Annotated in this window: 18 protein-coding genes and 1 pseudogene; 10 read left to right on the top strand and 9 right to left on the bottom strand. The window is 66.2% G+C overall.

What is annotated here, in order from left to right:
* Positions 1-72 precede the first annotated feature (72 nt).
* The 8 genes from ACWGJM_RS47665 (at position 73) to ACWGJM_RS47630 (ending at position 9,132) form a co-directional block, all read left to right on the top strand.
* Positions 73-300: a helix-turn-helix transcriptional regulator gene (locus tag ACWGJM_RS47665; RefSeq protein ID WP_453418043.1), complete on the top strand. Its 228-nt coding sequence runs from the start codon at positions 73-75 to the stop codon at positions 298-300.
* A 159-nt stretch (positions 301-459) separates the two neighbouring features.
* Entirely contained in the window at positions 460-1,326 is an 867-nt protein-coding gene (locus tag ACWGJM_RS47660) for a DUF6083 domain-containing protein (protein WP_453418042.1), read from the top strand.
* A gap of 322 nt (positions 1,327-1,648) precedes the next feature.
* A complete protein-coding gene (locus ACWGJM_RS47655) occupies positions 1,649-2,677 on the top strand; it encodes a hypothetical protein (RefSeq protein WP_453418041.1) in 1,029 nt (342 codons plus the stop codon).
* 309 nt (positions 2,678-2,986) lie between these two features.
* Positions 2,987-6,076, top strand: a complete 3,090-nt coding sequence (locus ACWGJM_RS47650; RefSeq protein WP_453418040.1) for a hypothetical protein — start codon at positions 2,987-2,989, stop codon at positions 6,074-6,076.
* Positions 6,077-6,263: 187 nt separating this feature from the next.
* Entirely contained in the window at positions 6,264-6,947 is a 684-nt protein-coding gene (locus ACWGJM_RS47645) for a hypothetical protein (protein WP_453418039.1), read from the top strand.
* Positions 6,948-7,013: 66 nt separating this feature from the next.
* The gene (locus tag ACWGJM_RS47640) at positions 7,014-8,102 is read left to right on the top strand and encodes an XRE family transcriptional regulator (protein ID WP_133923537.1); all 1,089 of its coding nucleotides are present in this window, start codon (positions 7,014-7,016) and stop codon (positions 8,100-8,102) included.
* A 20-nt stretch (positions 8,103-8,122) separates the two neighbouring features.
* Entirely contained in the window at positions 8,123-8,587 is a 465-nt protein-coding gene (locus ACWGJM_RS47635; protein WP_133923536.1) for a hypothetical protein, read from the top strand.
* The gene (locus ACWGJM_RS47630) at positions 8,584-9,132 is read left to right on the top strand and encodes a hypothetical protein (RefSeq protein ID WP_453418038.1); all 549 of its coding nucleotides are present in this window, start codon (positions 8,584-8,586) and stop codon (positions 9,130-9,132) included. The genes ACWGJM_RS47635 and ACWGJM_RS47630 overlap by 4 nt, the downstream gene beginning before the upstream one ends.
* 113 nt (positions 9,133-9,245) lie before the next feature.
* On the opposite strand, the gene ACWGJM_RS47625 is transcribed toward ACWGJM_RS47630, so the two are convergent.
* Both ACWGJM_RS47625 and ACWGJM_RS47620 read right to left on the bottom strand, forming a co-directional pair.
* Positions 9,246-11,147, bottom strand: coding sequence for a UvrD-helicase domain-containing protein (locus tag ACWGJM_RS47625; RefSeq protein WP_453418037.1), 1,902 nt, complete (start codon positions 11,145-11,147; stop codon positions 9,246-9,248).
* Positions 11,144-13,024, bottom strand: a complete 1,881-nt coding sequence (locus ACWGJM_RS47620; protein ID WP_453418036.1) for an ATP-dependent nuclease — start codon at positions 13,022-13,024, stop codon at positions 11,144-11,146. Before ACWGJM_RS47620 ends, ACWGJM_RS47625 begins: the two co-directional genes overlap by 4 nt.
* Positions 13,025-13,656: 632 nt before the next feature.
* On the opposite strand from ACWGJM_RS47620, the gene ACWGJM_RS47615 reads away from it, so the two are divergent.
* Positions 13,657-14,091, top strand: a complete 435-nt coding sequence (locus ACWGJM_RS47615; RefSeq protein WP_453418035.1) for a hypothetical protein — start codon at positions 13,657-13,659, stop codon at positions 14,089-14,091.
* 224 nt (positions 14,092-14,315) lie between these two features.
* Here the strand turns inward: ACWGJM_RS47615 and ACWGJM_RS47610 are convergent, their stop codons facing one another.
* The 6 genes and pseudogenes from ACWGJM_RS47610 to ACWGJM_RS47585 form a co-directional block, all read right to left on the bottom strand.
* Complete coding sequence (locus ACWGJM_RS47610) at positions 14,316-14,813, bottom strand: DUF6420 family protein (protein WP_133923532.1); 498 nt, start codon at positions 14,811-14,813, stop codon at positions 14,316-14,318.
* 43 nt (positions 14,814-14,856) lie between these two features.
* Positions 14,857-15,681 (bottom strand): hypothetical protein, encoded by an 825-nt coding sequence (locus ACWGJM_RS47605; RefSeq protein ID WP_453418034.1) that lies wholly within the window; start codon positions 15,679-15,681, stop codon positions 14,857-14,859.
* A gap of 290 nt (positions 15,682-15,971) precedes the next feature.
* Positions 15,972-16,943 carry a hypothetical protein gene (locus tag ACWGJM_RS47600; protein WP_453418033.1) on the bottom strand — a complete coding sequence of 324 codons (972 nt, stop codon included), beginning with the start codon at positions 16,941-16,943 and terminating at the stop codon, positions 15,972-15,974.
* Positions 16,940-17,278, bottom strand: a complete 339-nt coding sequence (locus ACWGJM_RS47595; RefSeq protein WP_133923529.1) for a hypothetical protein — start codon at positions 17,276-17,278, stop codon at positions 16,940-16,942. The genes ACWGJM_RS47600 and ACWGJM_RS47595 overlap by 4 nt, the downstream gene beginning before the upstream one ends.
* Positions 17,271-17,927 (bottom strand): hypothetical protein, encoded by a 657-nt coding sequence (locus ACWGJM_RS47590; RefSeq protein ID WP_453418032.1) that lies wholly within the window; start codon positions 17,925-17,927, stop codon positions 17,271-17,273. Before ACWGJM_RS47590 ends, ACWGJM_RS47595 begins: the two co-directional genes overlap by 8 nt.
* A 312-nt stretch (positions 17,928-18,239) precedes the next feature.
* Positions 18,240-18,416, bottom strand: a pseudogene (locus tag ACWGJM_RS47585) (hypothetical protein); the annotation flags it as partial.
* A gap of 155 nt (positions 18,417-18,571) precedes the next feature.
* Here ACWGJM_RS47585 and ACWGJM_RS47580 point away from each other — a divergent pair.
* Positions 18,572-18,814 carry a hypothetical protein gene (locus tag ACWGJM_RS47580; RefSeq protein WP_453418031.1) on the top strand — a complete coding sequence of 81 codons (243 nt, stop codon included), beginning with the start codon at positions 18,572-18,574 and terminating at the stop codon, positions 18,812-18,814.
* Between the two features lie 451 nt (positions 18,815-19,265).
* On the opposite strand, the gene ACWGJM_RS47575 is transcribed toward ACWGJM_RS47580, so the two are convergent.
* A complete protein-coding gene (locus ACWGJM_RS47575; RefSeq protein WP_453418030.1) occupies positions 19,266-19,490 on the bottom strand; it encodes a hypothetical protein in 225 nt (74 codons plus the stop codon).
* Between the last annotated feature and the right edge of the window lie 286 nt (positions 19,491-19,776).

Raw genomic sequence — 19,776 nt, 5'->3', positions numbered from 1 at the left:
CGGCTTTCGCCGCGCCATGGTCACACCCCACAAAACACGGAATCACATGCACCTCCACCGTGCCACAAGAGGATCATTCTGCAAGGACCCCTAAGGCTCGCGCGCCTGCGTGCTGAGCACGGTTGGAGTTATGACGAGCTCGCAGCTCGAAGCGGCCTGGCTAGGCGAACGGTCATCGAGATCGAGCAAGGGCGCACCGTGGGCAGTCTCAAAACATGGCACGCCTTGGCCCACGCGCTGAACACGCCGCTGGACGACCTGTTCGGCCCGCTGTGTCACGGCCATGACCTGCCTGGCTGAAATGCAGCGTGCTGCGGTTACGGAATCACTCGAACTGAGCACTGGGAGCCGAACTTTCAACCGTCTGTTCGTACACATGTAGCCCCAATAGGGGCTGGCCGGGCGATTCCTCGGTGCCGGTCCCACAGTTACGGCGTGGTGGCTGGCACATTCGCCCGCATGTGCTCCTCATTCCCTCACTCCGGCCGGCATTGGGACGGTAGTCCGGCGCATCGTCGTGCGCGCCGCTACCTGCGCGTTGATGCTGACGGAGGCAGTCGGCTCCTGCGCTGCGGACAAGGCGATTGGTGCCGCGAGTGTGGCAACCGAATCGAGTGGTATCACTGCAGCGATAACAGTGCGGTACGGCTGCACCCGCACGAGTTGCCAGTCAACACGGTGCCGGTCGCCTGCCGCTGGCACGTTAGCTCCGGCGTGGCCCATCCCGCGGGCGATGGCAGCCACTGGTGTCGCCTGTCCCACACCTTGCTGTGCCCTGCACAGTCTGCCGTGCCGGAAGCGCCCGAGCTTGACGAGCTGCGGCGAGCGATGGCTGTCCGCACTCGCCGCCTCATCGACACAGGGATGTTCATTCCGCCTTCGCCTATCGCTGACAGCCGCACGTCTGCCGGGCCCGTCTGTCGCCCGGCCAGGCCCATCGTGCAAATCCTCTACGTTCGCTACCTCGCTGCCCGTCCTGTCGAACAGATCCAGTGCATCGCCCAGACCCTGCGCCGGCAGCGGTGCAGTCGTCCTGTCCTTGCTGATGAGCTTCCCGGCGGGCAGTGGATCCTGGCTGCCGTTGCTGAGACAAGCGGCCAATTGAGCCTGCTCTTCGAGAACATGGCCGTCTACAGCCTTTCCGCCCTGTCCTACGCAGAGCAACTGCGCTGGCGCTCCCAGCGCTGCCCGCAACACGCCGCCATTCGCACCGCCCCTGACCTTGCTAGGGCTGACTGGGAGCTCTTTAATCCGCTCCTGCACCGGAAGCACATTCACACCCGCTTGCCCACGGCCCGCCGCGGGAGGGGCCCGCACAGACGCTGACTTGCTTGGCCAGCGCCCTGTTCAGCCCGCATACACACCCCATGCTCCTGGTGATCTACGCCTACGGCATGAACACCGGGATGAAGACCGTCGCCTCCGGCGGCCACGACGACACCGAGGAGAGACTCCGCTACGTACGCCGGTCGCTACCTATCGACCGAGGCCACCCGCGCCATCGACTGTCCGGTCATGTACCGGCGACTCGACGGCCTCACCGTCACTCACCGGCCGTGACATGTGTGTCCCTTGAAACCGGGCACAGCAGCCGCCCCGCCTGAAACCCAGTTGGAGAACTACTCAGTCCGCTGTCAGGCTGAGTCCCGTGACCGAAAGCGTCTTCTACTCTGATCGTGCAGGGCGGGGCAAGCCGCGAACCAGCGAGATCATCTCAACCGAGGCATGGGCTGGCCTGACCGACTTGATTCTGCAGCGGATCAACGATGGCGCGCTCGCGCGGGCCTTCCCCCAGTACGGCTGTCCGGACGACCCTGGCCGCAACACCATCACCGGCACGGATGAGGAGATGTTTCTCCGATCCCTCAGAGCCTACGTTCCTGGGTTGCTCGAGCCCCATGCAATCACTGGCGAAGAGCAGGAAACAGAGCCCGACAGCTTCGGCTGGCCGTCAATGGCCCCCACCACCGAGCCGACTCGGTCTCCACTCGACCCGGATAAGGCGCCGGACACCACTACCGCACTGGATGTCATCGACTTTGTCGCCCTTCACATCGACCAGCCGGTTCGCACATCCCACAGCTATTTCGGACACGCTCACCTCTCGTTTGAGGACCAACGGCACGAAGCGCACTCTGGTGGTGGACTGAGCTCAGGGAAGGCTCAGTTCAAGCACGACATCGACCTGCTCCTCGCCAGGAACGGGATCGCCTTCACCCTCGGTGACGACCTGCGCATTCAGCGGATCGGACCGCCTGAGGCACGCCCGTTGATCTCCGACCTCAGGCCCTCGACCGGAGACTCCAAGCTCGACGACAAGCTCAACGACGCTATGGCCCGTTTCCTGTCCCGGAACCCGGTCGATCGGCGGGACGCCCTTGAGAAGCTCTGGGATGCCTTTGAGCGACTCAAGACTCTCGAACTTGGCGGTGGCGCGCTCAAGAAGCCGTCCGCTGCCCAGCTGGTCGCGCACACCGCATCCGGCTCGGAGTTGTTCCGCGATCTCCTGAACACGGAGTTCCAGGCGCTGACGAAGGCCGGCAACACCTTCACCATTCGACACCACGAGCACGACCAGGAAGACCTCCCCACTGAGGCGGCAGCCGACTACCTGTTCCTACGGCTCGCCTCGCTCATCGCCCTCGTCCTGCGCGTCACAGGCCGCACGGCCAGGTGATCTCGCTTCACAGCCCGATGAACCCGGCTCACGGCAGTCGCTGAACCTCTAGCCGCACGTGGGTTCGCCTCGTTGGCGTCCAGGAATCCGTTGAACCCGCGCGATTCCCGCCGGAGTGCTCGCCTACTGGCCGGTTAAGAAGTCCCTGGCCATCCGCTTCCAGCTGATCAACTCCGCCCCCTTCTAGGTCGCCGCGAGACGATGCGATGCCTTCCACAGAGCTGCCCTTTTGCGTCGAGGCGTGCGCCTTCCCTGCACAATGGCCTTCCGTCCTCGGCTGGTATGGAGACGCGTTGCAGGAGGTGCACGATGCCCAAGGCCAGGTACGTGAGCGTCGGTGAGTCTGACTGGGAGCCCCTCGATGACAGCCACAAGCTCTCGGGCCCGCCACCTGAGGTGGCGAGAGTGCTTCCGACAACGGCGCCGCTGACGCTGCCGACTGAGTACCTGGCATGGGAGTCGTTCGAGCATCTCGTGGCCGCGATCGTGCGTGAGGTCGAGGGTGCGTTCGAAGCGCGCGTCTACGGCCGACGCGGCCAAAAACAGCAAGGTATCGACGTTGTCGGCTTCTTCGAGGGCGAGAAGGCGCGCGTCTACCAGGCCAAAGACTACAAGAAGTTCACCGCTGCCAGTCTGGCCAAAGCGGTCAAGGTTTTCACTAAGGGAAGTCGGCCCTTCGGGTCCGCGCACCTCGTCGTGATGACGACAGCCGACGTCAGTGACACAAAGATTGACGACAAGCTCCATGAACTGCGAGAGGCGAACCCGGAGCTCACGATCGAGCTGTGGGGCAGGCAACAGCTGTCCGACGAGCTAGAGAAGCATCCACGTATCGTCGCCCGCTTCTTCGGCACCGAGACCGCACGCCTGTTCTGTAGTTCGCCTGAACAGTCGAGCGTCGTCTCCGAGACGGCTGCCATTGCGTCCGACGCGATGGTTCGGGGACCGGTACACCATCTCGGTCTGCAGGAGGAACTGGAAGCGGCCCGCGACCTTCGCAAGGAGCAACCCGCTCAAGCCGCAGACGAGTTTCAGCGCCTGGCCGATGCCCTGGAAGCTGCAGGCTTCGTCGCACACGCACTGCAGATCCGCCGCGACCAGGCATCAGCTCTGCACGACACCCAGGACACTGCCGCAGCCGTGGCAGTTGACCTGCAGGTCATGGCCTGGGAATTGGAGACCGGAGAACCCGGACTGGCGCTCTCCGCGGTGCGACGGCTGGAGGCAGCGGATGTAGAGGCGCCTGAGCCGCTCGTCCGCGGAATGGAGGCGCTGGGTGCGCTCGCCTCGTACGAGCACGATCACGACATCAGCCTGGATGAGGTTGCATATGTTGTCGACGCACTCCAGGAAGGCGACCCGGGACTTGTTTCAGCATTCGTGATGTTCGCTGAACACGCAGTCGCCGAAGGCCGGCTCTCCTTCATCACCGATCGCGCCGAACGGTTCGAAGTCGTCGCCCGAGCGGCCCGCGCGGGCTCCCAGGAACACGCCCGACTGCGCGCTTGTCTGGCGGACGCTGGCGTCGGAGAACCCTGGGAAGACCTGCAGTACACCATCCGCACCACCTGGCCGCCTAAGCTTGCCGCACTGCTCATGGCCCGGCACGGCCGGCATCTTGTCCAGCGGCAGAAGGCAACCGCCGCCCTCTCTCGATACGCCGACGCAATTGCCCTCGCCACTGAGGAAGGCGCCATCGATGACGTCGTCAACTGGCTCCAAACTCAGGACCTCATCCGCGTTCGTTTCGGTTTGACCCAGCCCTGGAGCATGAATGAGGGCTATCGCCGGATCCTCACTCTTCGAGCCGCTGGGGGCGGCGGCAGTGTCCTGCCCACCGGCGTGCGCCTCAGGGAGAGGGCGCTGTCCCGTATGCAGAAGGGACGTCTTGCTGACGCCGCCCAAGCCGTCGGCGCCTACCGTTCGCGCTCGACAGCGACCGCAGACTGGTCTGGAGAACAGGAGGCCGAGCACCTTCTCGGACTCTTGCACCAGAAGGCGGAGCAGCCCGAACAGGCTCTGCTCCACCACCTCGCTGCTGGCGACGTGGACGAGTTGGCGACCGCCGCCAAGGCCTTGCCAGATAAGCCCATGGACCTGCCGCCTGAGAAGGATTTGATCAAAGCGGCCGACTGGTACCGGGTGAGCGCCTTCCGCGCGGCGGCAGCGACAGCGGACCTTCTGCCCGACGACCAGGCCAGACTATGGCTCGACACAGCGCTGGCAGAAATTGAAATGAACCGCCCCGCCCCGCCCCGCACCAGAAGTGCCGTCCACAGCGCATTCGGCGCAGTGGCTGCCCTGCTCAGCGCCTCCACCCGAGATCAGGCACAACGCTTCCTTTCCTGCTCCGACCCCCTCCTGGACCGTCAGCCTGGCACCCACCGCAGGACCGACCGGGAGCACATGCAAGCCCTCACCGTGATCGCGTCCACCCACCCTGCACTGCGTGGGCCTGCCATCCGCTCCATGTGCCGAGCACTGCTGTGCGCAGACCACCTCGCAGCCTCGATATTCAATCGAGGTGTCGCCGCCTTGGCGCTAGCCCCAGACATCGTGGCCGAACAGTGCACACCGCTGGCCCGCGAAGGCAACACCAATGCTGCTCTCGCCCTCATCCTCATCGAGACCAACATCACGGAAGCCGCGCCGGCGGCCCGAAGCCAACTGCCTCTTCCTCCTCCGGGCAGCGACCCCCAGGAGTACCCACGCAAGGACCTGAGCACACTGGCTCTGCTGGCCGCCGCCGTAGAACTGCCTGAACGCGAAACCTTGTCTGACAGCCTCGTCGCCTACGCACTCCGCCGCGAAGATGCAGCCTTCCAACGGCGAGAGGCCCTGCACGCCCTCGCGGCCCTGGCCCCTCAGCTCGACCACGACATACGCGCCCGCCACTTCATGACGGCCATGGACTTCGCCCGTGGTCACCACGACGGCAGCGCAGATGACGATCTTCCCAACGAGCCTTTCGACCGCATTCGCTTCAACTTCGGACCGACAACGCTACGACCGGACGGTCTCCTCGCCGCTGCCTGCCTCGCACGCCCGGGCCAGCAGTCCGCCGACGTCTCTGGGTGCGCACTCGAAATCCTCCAAACCCATGAAGGGGCCAGGGAGACGCTCATTCGCGCCCTCTTCCAACTGCGCTGGCAGGACGTGCACCTGGATCCGGCCTCCCTGGCTATCCACTCTGATCACATGATCCGACTTCTGGCGGCGGGTCTGTGGTGCGAGGCCGAGGATGCTGACGCCGTCACCGGGCGGGTTCTCGCCGGGGACCGGAACGCACTGGTGCGTCAATACATGGCGATGCACGCGGACGAGCCTCCCCTTCAGGAGCTTTTGAAGACAGATCCCCGCCGGTCGGTTCGATCTCGTGTGTTCCTTCATCTGCGTTGACCGACCAGTCCCGTGGCGAGGCGGACGGTGACGGTATCGACGGTCTGGCGGCCCAGCAGGCGCCTGCGGGTGACAGGTCCGTGCCGCAACGGGCGCGCGCCGGGACACGAACAGTGATCCTTATAAAACTCGGCCCGCATTTGAGGTAGAGTCCTTATAAGACTACTGTCGCCTCCTGGAGGTCTCCTTGGCCCTGCCCCTCGTGAAGCCGTTCCCTGAACCCGATGACGTGCACGCCCAGTTGGGCGGTATGGGGACCAGGCTGGAGTTCCTGCACAACGTACTGCGCGCAGGTGAGGCGGCGAGGCGCACTGCCGTCCCCAACGACCCAACCGGAACGGCCGGACGACGGGCTTACGAGGCGCACGTGCGCACCATCCGTGAGCTGCATATCGAGCAGGGAGGATGGGCCCGACTCGTTCACGGCCGCCTCGAACTTGTCTGCAGTCCAGATCGGTCAGTCGCGATGGGCGTGATGGTCGGCGACGCTGCTACGGGACAGGCAAGCCTGTTCCCCAAGAACGCGCGCCGACGCGGACCTGCTACCGACATGGTCGCTCGCGCCAACGCCGGCGAGGGTGCTCCGAACGTCCAGACAGCCCTGTTCGCAGCCGGAGCTGGCCCTAACGGGGTAGCGCTGAGCGAAGAAGAAGCATGCGCACTGAAAACGTGGTTCCTGCTGTCCTGCCGTGTCCAGGTCGGCGACACGGTGCGGATCGACTGCGAGCTGTCACAGCCAAAGAGGTTCGAGAACGGTTTTGTAGAAGAATGGGGGAGGCGGATTCCGCTTCCGGCCCTGATCATGGACGGAATCGAACCCTTGAACGATGATGGGCCTGGAGAGATCGACATCGCCGTCGACTTCCGCTGATGCCCATTGGTGGGGCCGCGAGCCCGTCGCCCCACCCTGCACCACCAATATCTGAGGTAGCCCCACATGGTGACCCCGTCCCGTATCACCCTGGCCCGTAAGCGCAGGGGCCTTACCCTCGCTGATTTGTCGGACCGGGCCGGGGTCTCACTGCAGAGTCTGTCGAACTACGAGACGGGACGCACCGCGCCCCGTCCTGACACTCTCGACAAGATCGCCTCAGCACTGGAGTTTCCTGCAACCTTCTTCGAAGGCCCTGCTCTGGACGAGCTCCCTGCCGAAGGCATCTCCTGGCGGGCTCGCAGCAAGACGTCAGCGAGAGTCCTCGAAGCTGCTCGGGCTGCGGGCACGCTGGGCGCAATGCTGTACGACTGGATCGACGAAAGATTCCGCCTCCCTGCGGCGAGCGTGCCCTCACTGGGCAAACCGGACCCAGAGACAGCCGCCAGCATGGTCCGAACACGCTGGAATCTGGGAGAGGCGCCAGCGCCCAACATGGTGCACCTTCTGGAGGCGCACGGGGTTCGGGTGTTCTCTTTGGATCCCGATCACGCTGAGGTCGACGCATTTGCGGTATGGCGCGACGGCGTCCCGTTTGTGTTCCTCAACACGCTCAAGTCAGCCGAGCGGGGCCGCTTCGACGCAGCGCACGAACTGGGTCATCTCGTCATGCATGGCAGCGAGCATGCGTGCTCGGGACCCGAGGCCGAACGGCAAGCGAACGACTTCGCCTCCGCGTTCCTGATGCCTCGAGCGAGCGTTCTCGGGCACATGCCGTCGGGTGCGCATGTCGACCAGATCCTCCGTGGCAAGCAGATCTGGAACGTCTCCGCTATGGCCCTGACCTACCGCATGCATGACCTAGGCCTGCTCTCCGACTGGCAGTACCGGGCTACGTGCGCCGAGCTGAGCCGTTTGGGGTACCGGTCCGGCGAACCGCAGGGCATGGACCAACGGGAAACGTCGCAGGTGCTGACGAAGGTCTTCGCTGCACTGCGTTCGAAGAATGTTCGTCCCTCGTCCGTGGCGACCGAGCTCGGGCTCACCAGTGAAGAGATGAACCGGCTCCTGTTCGGACTTACTTTCACCACCTTCGATGGTGAGGCTCGACGGCCGGCGGCCCCTATGAAGCGCAGCCTGTCGATCGTCCGCTGAAATGCACCGCCAATGAACGCGTGACGTCCGGGGAAGGCATCAGCGGCCCGGCCGCCACCCGCTACGTTGCTGCCGCCCGCGAGTTCCAGGTCCGCTACGAAGGCGGGTTCATGACCAAACGGCAGCACCGGGCCATCAAAGCCGACCCCACCCTCCGCGTCTATGAGCATCCCGAATCGCTGCTGACCTGCAACCATGACCCGTTCAAGGCACTCTGCGACCCGGACCGGGGCCGCGGCGCCGGACAGCGCACGCCCAGCTTCAGCCGGTGTGACATGGCCTGCGCGAACATCTCCCGGACCGACACTCACATCGAGCGGGCCAAGGCGGAACGGCAGGCCATCACCGAAGAGCTCGCCGACGGCCTCAACCCCATTCCGGTGGCCCAGCGACTCCGTCAGCGCGACCAGAAACTGGAGTCGATCATCAACGAGCACGAGGCCACCTGCATCGTTCCTGAGCCGAGGACGGAGGACGGCCAGTGACCGATTCCCCAGCACCCGCCGAAGAGTGCGAGGACGCCACGGTCCAGGCACCGTCCGGGCAGCTGACGGAGATCATCGCCTCGGCGCTCGGCCCCGCCGCCGAAGCCGCACGGGCCCAGTGGCCGGACGACACCGATGAGATCCAGGCGATCACCGATGCGACGGTCCGGCTGCTGACCGGAGTGCCCTTGCGGTCCGACGGCCAGTTGCCGATCAAGTCGCTCGCCGAGGAGGCGGGCTTGAGGCGCAACAAGCTCACGCAGAAGCACACCGGCCTCAAGGGTCTGTTCTATGCCCTGGTGCGAGCCCAGAACATTCGCCCGAAGGACACCGAGCGGCTCCAGCAGGAGCGCGACGAACTCGCGGAAGCATTGAAGAAGGCCCGCCGAGAGCGCAACGAACTACGCGAGGACGTCCAGCGATTCGTCCGCATCATCCACGTCCTGGAGGTGGAGAACGACAACCTCAAGACCACTTCCGGCGCCAGAGGCGGCACAGTCCGGGTGCTGCGACAGCGCTCGGCGCCACCGCCTCCACAGCGCTGAGACCGGATGACGCGGCAGGACGGCGATCATGCGGCGACGCCAAGCTCCTTTTGGGTGACGGAGACGCCCTCCAGCCAGGGGGCGGGGCGATACCGCCGGGACGGATGCAGGGGTCAGTGCTCGGTGAGGTCCCGGACGTCCCAGCCCGAGTCGATCATCACCTTCGCGTATCGCTGGCCGCGGTCTCGGTGGGCGGCGAGCACCAGCAGGTGGGTGGGGCGCGTCGCCCCGACAAAGACGAGCTGCACAGCGGCCTGGACACTCTTCAGCTCCCGCTGGGGGTCGCTCCCCTCCGCGACCATGCGGAGCGCCTCGGTCACATCGAACTTCTTGCCGGTCTTCTCAAGGCACTCCAGGATCAGCGTCGCCGCGTGGGTCTCGCCCTTCGCGCTCTGGATGGTCCCGGGTACGGACCGCACCGCCGGCACGGCGGCGGAGCTCCTGGGGACGCCGCCCATTGCTGCGGCAACCTCGGCCGCGGGGGTGAACTCCAGGCCGACGGCCTTCAGCGGCCCGTCGGCGAGCAGTTTCATCTGGACGGTGAGCTGCTCGGTGATCATGCCCCAGCTTGCCTCGTTGAACGTGGCTCCGTGGGTGAGGAGTTCGCGCAGCAGTATCCGTACCTTGCCGCCCGGGGTCGCCGCAGACCTCTCAAGGCGGCCCAGCGCCGGTAGCCCTTCGCCGGTCAGGGGCGTGAAGGACGCGCGCAGGGCGTTCCACAATTCGGTGGCCGCTTCGTGGCTGTCTGCGCCGGACCTCCACTGGGTCCCTGCCGCGCGGGCCGCGTCGATCAGGACGCGGTGGGCCGTCGGGCGGCCGGGCGGGGTGTAGCCGGGCACGTAGCATGAGATCGACTGCGGGTAGGCTTGGGAGCCTCCCCGGCCCTGCCGCGCGCCCAGCACACGCGGGGGACGCCTGAGGAGGATGTCCTCGGGGACGATCACGGCGGCCATGCGTTCGAAGGTCGGCACAACGTCGGTCGCTGTGGCCTCGTCGAACAGCAATACCGCCACCTGGCCGTCGGGACCGGCTCCGTGGACTTGCTGGGGGCGACGGACGGCCAGGCGGCTGGCCACTGCGGCGATCTGCGGTCCGAAGCGGCGGCTGACTGGCAGCTCCGCGGCCCCAGACAGTGGGAACGAGGCAGGTTCGCTCACGGCATCGGCGTCACTGTAGATGCCCTGATTGGTGTCGCCTACTCGCTGCACCACGGTGGGCGAGGAGGCGAAGACGAGATCTAGCAGTTCGTGCTGGGTGGCGCTGGTGTCCTGCATCTCGTCGAGGAGAACGAACGGGAAGCGCGCGGAGACGGCCGGGACGATGCCGGGGTGCTCAGCGAGGTACTGCTTGGCGATGGCGTACATGTCCTGGTAGCGGAAGACGCCTCGACGGGCCAGCGTCCACTTGAGGCTGGACAACTGCTTGCCGCTGGTTGTCTCAGCGCGGAAGGGGGGTTCCCTGGTCGCGCCGGTGACCACGAGTTCGCCGTCCTTGTAGGTGAACGTCGCCCCGCTGACGATACCGGTGCCGTCGCGCTGACGTTCCACGTAGCTGCGCAAGGTGGAGTAGTTGGGGTGCTGCAGGAGCCGGATTGCTGCGGTCTCGAAGGCCGCGTCGTCGACGGACCGGACCTCGACGCCCTTGGCCCGCACGGCCGGCAGCGCTAGGAAGGTGTGCACGAAGGACTGGATGGTGCCGATGAAGTGCGGGTAGCGCAGCAGGCTCCGCCCCGCGGCGAGGGAGGCCACCCGGTCAGCGATCTCGTTCTTGGCTGTGTTGGTGTGGGACAGCACGCACACCCCGCACGTCACGGCGGTCCACGCGTCGGCCATGAGCGCGAGCTTGAGCCCGATCAAGGTGGTCTTGCCCGACCCCGGGGCGGCCTGGAGGTCCTGTGTGGTCTCGCTCTGCAAGAAATCCCACTGCTCGGCGTCGAGCGGGCCGAGCCCGAGAAGCTTCACCATGGCCTCCACTTTGTGGGCGGCGAAGGCATCGGGCAGGTACGTGCCGATCACGCGGCCACCTCGCCGCACAGGTGCTTGAACGCTTCAACGAGATAGGGTGGGACGTCGCTCTCCGTGAGCGAGGTGGAGGCGAGGAGCTGCGCGGCGAACTGCGCGGTGATCGACTTGCTGGCGCTGTTGAGCTTGAGCGGTCTGTAGATCTGCAGGGCCGCCTGTTTCAGAGTGAGGTGCTGGTCTGCCCACTCGTCTACGTCCTTGTCGGCCCGTGCAATGACCTGATCGGTCTTGGCGGCGTCCGGCCAGGACCGTTCTGCAACGGATGCGAGCTTGACCGCGCGGTGCATCAGCCTGGCCATGGTCCAGGAGGTGACAGCGAGGTCGTACTCCAACGTCCACCAGTTCGACACGAACGTCTTCACTGGCCCGTCGTCGTCGCTGGCGAGGTCCGCGACGTGCGCGGCGATCTCAGGCGCCGTCATCTCGTCCCAGCACTTAAGGCCGCCGCGCATCTCCGCCGAGGTGCCGGCGGGGACGAGGTCGCGGTCGCGGATGCAGGCGACGGGGACGGGTATCTGCTCGCCGGAGCGCTGGAAGACGCGGCTGTACCGGAACAGGCCGACGTGGCCGACGTTGACCACGCTGACGCCGTGCTCGTTGAAGGGCACGCCCAGGGCGGCGGCGAGAGCGGGCAGGAAGATCGCCTCGGCGTCGCCCTCGACCATCGCCAGGCCTCGAGCGAAGAACATATTGGCCTTGGTGACGTCCAGAAACCGGGTCAGGAACGCGTAGTCCTCGCCGGTCAGGCGCGTGATACCGCGCCGCAGCGGAAAGGTGCGGCCCCCAACGACGAGGGTCAGACACTCGACGGACGTCGACGAGGCGAGGTTGGGGCTGTGGGTGGTGAGGATGACCTGGACCGGGGCCCTGCCACCTTCCTGCGGCCCCTGGGCCTTGTCGCGGAGCAGGTCCATGATCCGGCTCTGGAGCTGGGGGTGGAGGTGCGCCTCGGGCTCCTCGATCAGCAGCAGGGGTGCCAGTTCGCTCTTGCCCAGCAGGAGGAGCTCCGCTGCCATGAACAAGGCATTGTTGTAGCCGAGCCCGCGGCGTGTCCACTCGTCGGACTCAGCGAAGAGGTTCAGTTCGAGCCGTTCCAGCGCGCGGGCCAGCGTCGCGTCGGTGGCGACGCTGATCTTGGCGCGCACTACGTCGTCGCCGATGGCGAACCGCTGCAGGTAAGCCGAGTTGATGTCCTGGCTCACATCAGAGACGGCATCGTTGCATCGGATGTCGTGCTCGGCGCGGCGCAGGATCCCCACCAGAGTGGACGGAGGGTCGTCGCCCTCGGGGTCGTAGTCATCAATGCCCTGGTCCTTCATCGCCGGGTAGCCGGCGAGGATCTGGGACAGCCGTGATCCGCGGCCCGAGCGCAGTTCCGCCTCCGCGTCGCGAAGGGGGCGCAGGTAGGTGGCACGCAGGAGTTCGCGTGCGGCGCCGTCCAGGGCGGGGCCGTTGCCGTCCGGTCCGGTCCGGGTGGTGACCGAGACCCGGTTCCGGACCGGGTCCATCCGCTGGGCCTTGAACGTCACACAAAGCCAGGCGGCGCCGCCGCGGTCGTGGGTGAGCAATTCCAGGAAGACCGCCTGCTCCTCGGTCGACAGGGCGGTGAACCCGCACACGATGGTGAAGGTCTCCGCCCGCCCGTCCGTCCCGAGGTGGAAGTCGTCCTGGGAGACCCGGTAGTAGTCCGTCGCTGCGGTCTGCAGGCACAAGCGGATCGCGTCGATGATCGCCGTCTTCCCGCTGTCGTTCTCGCCGACTAGCACGTTCGTCCCGGCCGTGAACGACAGGTCCAGCGACGCGTCCGTCTCGCCCTCGCTCTGGGCCGCAGCTCCGAAGACCCGGAAGTTCTCGACCCGAAGATGCGCCAAGTACACAGATTCCCCCGCAGACGGGGCCGCGGCGCCCTCTTCTCCGGGAAGGAGTCCCCCGGGCTGCGCGGCCCGTGATCGATATTTTCGAGATCCTATGCTCTCCGGGGTCGCCGCCTGGGGGGAATCCGGCAGATTGCGGGAGACAAGGGTCTCGCGTGCCTCGTTGGCCCGGACGGCCGTGCTCCTGCGGGCCGCCGTGATGGCCTTGCCTGACCCGGCCGACCAGCGTGGGAAGGAGGGCCGCCACTCCCCGCAGACCTCGTCCTGATCGCCGACGTCGAGTCCAAGGAGTGACGGCGTGCTGCTCACCGGGGATATCGGCGGGCAGGTGGGCGAGTTCCGAGACCGTTGAGGCGACGACTGATGCTGGCACGGACATGAACGCCGAGGCGGCCGGCCTGCTCCAGAGCATGCACAAGCCACATGAAGATGCGGAGAACGCCGCCAGGCTCTTCGACGGCATGCCGCAGCTCCTCCCAGCTCTCGACCTGGCCACCAGCGTCGCTTGCGGTGTGCCGACCGGTTCATCGCTGGTGGTCGCCAGAGTCTCCCATTCTCGAGTCCGGAGAAGCGGCATCCGCGTAGGATCACCGGTGCTGTAACACGGTTTGCGGGGGAGGCGCAGTCAGATGGCACTGGTCGCAGGCGAGTACGAGTTCACGTGCAGCGACTGCCGGGGGGACGGATCCGTGCAAGTCGTCGGAACCGATGGCGAACTCCACTGGGATCAATGCGACGACTGCCGCGGGATCGGTTCCGTGTGCGTGGACGAGGAGGACGCGGCCGAACGGATCGACATCGGCCAGACACCGCTGCGTACGCCCCCAACGAGCGAACTGCACAGTGGCCCCTTGAAGGATGAACTCGACCAGTGGTTCGACTTCCTGTGCGCCCGTAAGGAGGAATCCTCAGCCCCGGCCAACATCATGATCGGCTACGCCTACGGGTTCGCCGAGGCAATGCTCCTGGCTGACCGCGAAGAACCGGCTCGGGAGAAGTTGGATTTCTTGATCCGGGCTGCCGAGAAATTCAAGGGTCGCTCGGATTTTCCCGGACGTCGGTGAGCTGTTCGGACAGTCACTCGTTGTCCAGCATTGGAGCAGACCGGGAGAGTAGAACCTAGAACGAGGCGGCCCCCACCCATCTGTCATCACTCTCCAGACAGCCGATGACACCGGTCAGCCTTCAAGTCCACCTATGGGAGATCGGCGTCCCGCCGCACAACGCGGCAGGACCTCCGTGATCCGCCAACTCGTACCCGAGGCCGGTATGCGCGCTCGTATACAGACTAGCCGCCGCTGAACTTGTCCCCTCCGTCCTCCCGGCGGACAGGCCCGGCCAGTGCTTCGGTCTCCTGCAAGAGCCGGTCCGAGGGCGTGAAGTCGCCCAGCTCGACCGCGAGCGCGGCGCGCACGAACGCGGCGAGCGCGATGCTCCCGTTTCGCACCTCGAAGATGCGCAGCACCCCGTCCGAGTGTGCGGCATGGTGTCGGCACCCAGCCTGGACGCAGTACCCCTCGGCGGCCAGGGCGAGCCGCTTAAAGGCGGCGTTCTTCTCGTCGGTGAGCTGGGCTGGACAGCCCAGGTGATCCAGCGTGATCCGGGTGTGGGCGCCCATCTCGGCCGGGCGGACGGTGAGCCGTCCGCCGCCGGGCGTGATGTAGCGGCCGGGCGCCACTGGGGCGTACGGATGGATCAGCGGCAGATCCTTATCCACTGCGTGCAGGGCGGGCAGTCCGTCGTACTCGAAGTAGGGGCCTGCAATGCCGTTGTGCTCGATTGTCATGCGGTCCTTGTTTCGATCGCGGGGCGAGCTCCGTGCCGCCCCGTCACGCGATGGTGATGGGCACGTTCCGCAGCAGTGCGGAGGTCATCGCCAGGAGCGTCTCCGCCTCGGCCCGGTCGTACTGGAAGGTCTTGGTGACCGCATCGTTGTGCAGGGCGCCGCAGGTCTGGCTGTACAGGGCGTCCTGGATCCGCCACCACCGCTCGGTCTGGTTGCACTGGCTGGCTTGCTTCCTCGATCCGGGGTTGTTCCAGGTGACGTTCTCCCGGACCCACTCCAGCGCCCGCCTGACCTCTAGGATCGACGCCCGGACCTCGCCCACGGTCAGTAGCCGCTGTGCCTCTCGCAGCGTCCGGCCGACCTCGTCCCGCTCCGGATCGCCGATCGGGTACGGCACCGCCATCTCGAACGCCGCAGACGGCCCAAGCTGCGCGAGCTGCCGTTCCCATCGGCTCTTGGCGATGGTGATGTGCGCCGTGTCCTGGGCGCTCCCCGGGTAGCCGGGCGCCTGCGGCAGGGTCGCGTCTAGGTCGATCTCGAACCGTGCGTCGTCGGTGCGGCCCGCCTCGATCGCGTGGACCTGCAACGAGGTCAGCGGGAAGGACAGGTTGACGCGATGGACGGTGATCGTCGGGGTGTACGCCAGGTTCGCTGTGGTCCGGGCGAGCCGGGAGCGTTGCCCCGTCGCCTCGAAGCCGAACAGGTCCGCTTCCAGGGCGAGGATTTTCCCGGCCTCGGTGAAGGTCGACACCCCGATAGCGAGCTGAACACGCAGCTCGTGGGCTCCCAGCGCACGGTGCAGCCACGTCTGGTCGCTGCTGACCGACGCGGTGAACCGAATATCGTCGTCGAAGCGGAGTTCCTGCATAGCTCCCCCAAGGGCGTGTCAATCACCCGATTCTGCCGGGCGGGCCGCCGTATCACCGCCAATTTCCCCCGGCCGCGAGCAACAGGCCTGGCTCCAGCCACACGAGCCGCGGTGCCGTCCGGCGCGCATGACTCCGGCCCAATACTTCCTGACCGCGGTACTGCGGGCGCGGGGGCCCAGGGGCCGGCGAAGGCGGCTGGCGAATGCCCTGACAGCCATCGGGTCCCACCTGGGGCGGCGCCGTAGGAGACTCGCACACCGTGCACCACCCCAACCAGCCCCTTACGGGGTCAGTAGCGCTGATATCGGTACTCAAAGCAGTCGCTGCACATGTGCGTTTCAGGGATGGCGAAGCTGGCAACCGCAACCTCGCAGTAGCCACAGAGTCCCACACATTCGATGCCACAGAAGAGGCAGAGCAGCCTGGCGTCGCTGCCGTCGCCATCGGTGGGGACATCTGTCACGGCCTCTCTACCACACTCACCGCATTTGTGCACCGGGGACGGGCCACCGCCGGTGACGATCTCGTGCTCCGAGGTGTCCGCGTAAGCCCAGACTGCTTCGGTCGGCGGTCCCAAGTGAGATTCGCAGACCACGCAAGTCAGATCGGCGCTGCCATCCAAGGGCACTGCGACCGCTGCGCAGATGGGGCAAGGGAGGATAGTGGACCACTTGCCCAGCAGTTTCCGCGCCGACTCCATGCGCAGGTCTACAAGACGTCGGATGCGGCCAAGGCCAGGGCGGATGCGCTCCACGGCGTCCTCAGCGAGTGTGAGCTCTTCCCCTTCCACCTGGGGGAGCAGGTCCTCGCGTACGAAGGTGAGCAGGTTGTCGAGCACCGGGGTCGTGAGCACTTCCACTGCGAGGGCGGTGTCGGTGACTCCGAGGTGCGCGAAGCGGTTGCGCATCTGGGCGAGAGCCTTGAAGTGTCGTGGTGCCAACAGCTCTGTATCGAGGTCGAACTCCGCGATGACGCGCTTGCGGGCGTCCTGCCAACCGCAGCTCTGGAAGTCTCCGCGTGCATGGTTGCCTGGGTCGTAGGTGTTGGGCTTGGCCCACACCAGAGCCGGCTTCTTCATAGCGAGCCGGGCCTTGAACAGCGTCTCCGCGGCGGACGCCAAGTGCACCACGGCGTACTTCAAGTTCCTGGGCGGGACGTCTCCCTTCACGGCGAGCAGGTCAACGGTGCTCTCCAGGAAGTCGAGCCCGTTGAGCACGGGCGGGAAGTTGACGCTCGGCCCGCTGTCCTTGGTCGCGCTCACTGCTGCACATCCCCGGGAACGCTGTGTAGATGGGGCAGATGTTCGTCCACGTCATTCGGGAAGGCCTGGATGAGCTGGTTGATGGCGGCAGCAAGACCGGGGAGCAGAGTTCGGATTCCGCTCTCGTTGGGCATGGTGAAGCCTTCGAGCCGGAAGTTCATCGCCCAGGCTTGCAGGGACGAGTCGTCTCGTCGTGCCTGGTCGATTGCAGCGTCGTACAGGTCGAGGACTCCGAGGAGCGCCTGGCAGACGGGTTCGGGAAAGGACCCCTTCTTCTCAGCTTCGGCAATGGCCTCGCGCATATAGATGGCGCGGCGTGCTGTGAGGTCAGACATCGGTTCCTCCCTGCTCAAGGAACTTGCTGACCTCGTCCGCGATGCCCTTGTCGCGGGTCTTCTTCACCGTGGCCCGGCCGGTGGATTCGGGGATGCCATCGCTGCCGACCCACACGCACGGGTCCGTGCCTTCATTATCGAATTGCATGGCGATCTGGATATCGATGGTCTTGAGGTGGTTGGCAGGGGCGGCGGCGAAGATGGTGGCCGAGGCCCGGCGGAGCGGGTAGAGCCGGAAGTTCCTGATCCAGGCCGAGCCGTACTCGTCGAGGAAGGCGCTGTGGCCGTCTTTGCCTGCACGTATCTGCACCTCGTTGTCGCAGAGGCGGACGTCGAAGTATTCCTCGGCGCGGTTCTCGACGGTGACCTGGAAGCTGAAGTACGTCAGGCCCTTCGCGTCGTCGTCACGGCCTCTCTTGGGAACGTCGCCCTTCTTGAAGCTGTGTACTCGGACGCGGAGGCCTGTGAAGTCTTCGTCGTACTCCTGCCAGTCCCCGAGGACGTTCGGATGGAGCATGCTGTGGTCTTCCCCCCTGGTGACTGCCGACGGGCAGCGGTTGCAGGCGTGAGTAGTTGCGATACAGGATGCGAGATTGGCGTCCCGCCGCAGCGCGGCAGGGACTCCGCGATCCGTCAGCTCGTCCTCCAAGCCTTGGCCCCCATTATCACGAAGGCACTCGGTATTACGGCAAGACCGCTCCCCGCCTGGTCACCGAAGCTGGCGGCATCTGGAGCCGATGCTCCCCGCGGTGACTACACACGGTGATTGACAGGCCTATCAATTACCGGCCACATGGGCCTTCCACGCTGAGTAGGGCGGTCGACGATCAGGTGCCGGCTGGCTGAACCGTCATGGCTCCCTCGGCGGTGTCGATCCTGGCCTGAGTGCCGAGCGGGATGGTCGGAGGATGCAGGCCGTGTCCGGAAGGGAGTCCGCGGAGAACAAGAACGCCCAGGCGCGTTAGCCGGCCGCGCAGTACGTCGGCGATTCCCCATCCCCCAGGGTTGAATCACCGGCATCCTGGCCGAAGCCGGGGGACTGGCCAAGTGCGACACCGCGCAGCCCCTCCAGGGCCCCAGTGCGGGTCAGCTGCACCAGTCCGCGGTCGACCTCCCCCAGCCCTGTGCCTCTCTGGTGTTCGAGAAAGAGGTTCGTCTCCCCTGGGGAGTGAGCCGAGCTCTACCTCCAGCCCTGTGTGCCCCAGACTTGACGCAGTGCCAGGCGTTGCCCGCCTTGTTGGTCAATGGTCAGTCTAAAACCCCCGGCACAACCTGGCCCCCTTCGACGTCCTCGTGCGCGCCGCCCGTCTGTGCTGGGCCCTCGGCCTGCCGCTGCCCGCCCGCTACCGCGACCTGGAAGCGAAGATCGGCCACCGCTTCAAGCAGAGCCACAGCCTCGCGGAGGTCTACGCCGAGGTCGAGCGCCTCGAGCTCGAGGAAGGCCCGCTGGTCTGGAACCGCAGCGACGCCGTCCGGCAGCACCTCGGCGCCGACGCAGCCGACGACTACCTGGCCCGCGTAGCGCTGGCCGCCTGATCCCCTTCACCTCATCGCCCGCCCAGGGGCCGCCGGCCACGGGGCACGGTCCCTGGGACTGGCGGGCCCTCATCCCGGGGCGCAGCACGCCCGCGGCGCACCCCACGCTCCAACCCCGGCAAGAAGCCGTGTCGTCGACCTTCAGCAACGAGACAGCAGCGCGCGTGATCGTCATCGTGCCCTGATCGGCCGCCAAGCTTGCAGTGGACCGCCGCACCCCCGCCCGCCACCTCTACACCGGCTCGTATCACCTCATGTGTCGGCGAGCCGCCGAGAGGATCGCCGGTCCCTCCGGTGTCCTCGTGCCCTCGGCTCTGCACGGCTTCGTCCGGCTCGACGACGAACTCCTGCCGCAGCGTGAGCTCGCCCGGCGAGGTCACCGCACTGTCCGCGCACAGCAACGCTGCGATAAGTCGTGTCGGACCCGACACGCGGGGCCCCCTACTCGTCATCATCGCCGTATGGCGCGGGCGACGATGCCGGCGATGGCGGCGAGCGCGCTTATGACGGCGGCGCCTACGCCCAGGGGCTGCGCGAGACTCGGATGCTCGCGGGTGAGGTAAACGGCCGCACCGGTGATCAGCAGCCCTACCACCAGGGCGAGGAGAAGCACCACCAGGCGAAGGTCCTGGGGGTCCCGGTCCTGAGGACGGGAGTCGTCCGTGTCGGTGGTCATGCGAGGTGAGTTCCTTTGCGGATCGGGCGCACAGCAGCAGCGCCCACGGGCGGGCGCGATACTTCGTGCAGTCGGTCAGGTGACTTCCAACGTGGCTGGTCGGGAAGGGCGTTGGTACGCCATACGGTTGCCACTTCACTGCCATTTCAGAGGACGGGTAGCAGACCGACCGGACGAAGGTGGGGGGTCTCTAAGACGTGGTCTCATTTGGTGAGTCTGCGGTAGCAGATGAGGCTGCAGGCGATGGCTGTGAAGGCCAGGAAGTGTTCGGCCTTTCGCTCGTAGC

The sequence above is a fragment of the Streptomyces sp. NPDC054834 genome (assembly GCF_053611185.1).
Note: the sequence above shows the minus strand (reverse complement) of the source record. Positions and strands in the feature narration are given on the sequence as shown.